We start from the raw sequence: 918 nt of genomic DNA on the forward strand, positions 1-918 counted from the left end.
TACACTGTTACTTATGAAATGATCTACAAATCCAAAGAAAAAATAACAGATGATTATACGGTATTTGATCTTAAGTTGCTTACTCAATGGGATGAGAATTATAAGCTTAGAGGTATAACTGAGATTAGAAATTAATCCAAAACATAATTCTGAATAAATGAAAAATTTTAATGTCGCTTTCATAGTCTTTGCTCTAACTTTCCTGTCCTGTTCCAAAGAGGAAACAGAGGAAAATAATAACCTACTGATTGGTACCTGGAATGTTCAACAGGTAACCGAGAATGGAGAAGAAAAAACCATTTCCGATTGTGAATTTTTAGATTCACGAGAGTTCAACAACAATAACACCTTTAATTTTCAGTATTTCGGTCCCGGTGGTGAGGAGTGTATCTTAGAGGGAGATGAGCAAGGCACATGGTCAGTTGAAAATAATGTTCTTGTTCTAAAATGGGATGTCTTCGATGAAGACGATCCTGAATTTTCCAGATGGCCAATACTCGAACTTACGGAGAATACCTTGAGGTTAAAAATTGAATATCTAGATGAAGATGATTTTCCTGAAGGCTGGCATCAGGTTGTGATCTACAAAAAATCATTGGTAAACGATTAAAAACCACCGCGCAACAACTGCCCCTACTAATATTTTCAGAGTAAAATGAAAACATATTTTTCAAATCTAATTCCCCGAATTCAAAGGTTCTCCAAAAAGCTCGATGACCTTAGCCTCTTGACTGATCAACATTGGGTGGTAATAAATGAGATTGAGAATTCTAAAATTGTTTACATCTTTAAAAAGGATAATCGGTTGCTAATTTCTAATAATGGCAGCATAGAAAAGGGGAATTGGGAGCATTTGGGTAATAACTCTTTACTTATTGATCGTGCTTCTAACAGTCACCTTTTCAAACAAGGCTTTTT

At 34.9% G+C, this 918-nt stretch carries 2 protein-coding genes; both read left to right on the forward strand.

Going from position 1 to position 918, the window contains the following annotated elements:
• Positions 1-157: 157 nt before the first annotated feature.
• A complete protein-coding gene (locus tag HC175_RS15325) occupies positions 158-610 on the forward strand; it encodes a lipocalin-like domain-containing protein (RefSeq protein ID WP_168024501.1) in 453 nt (150 codons plus the stop codon).
• A 45-nt stretch (positions 611-655) separates the two neighbouring features.
• Positions 656-918: hypothetical protein (locus HC175_RS23890; protein WP_209310006.1), on the forward strand; the 263-nt coding region annotated here is incomplete at its 3' end.

The sequence above is a fragment of the Salinimicrobium oceani genome, from assembly GCF_012037645.1.

Bases quoted from the DNA above. Each gene is read 5' to 3' on its own strand.
- HC175_RS15325 (WP_168024501.1), top strand. From the start codon at position 158: ATGAAAAATTTTAATGTCGCTTTCATAGTCTTTGCTCTAACTTTCCTG.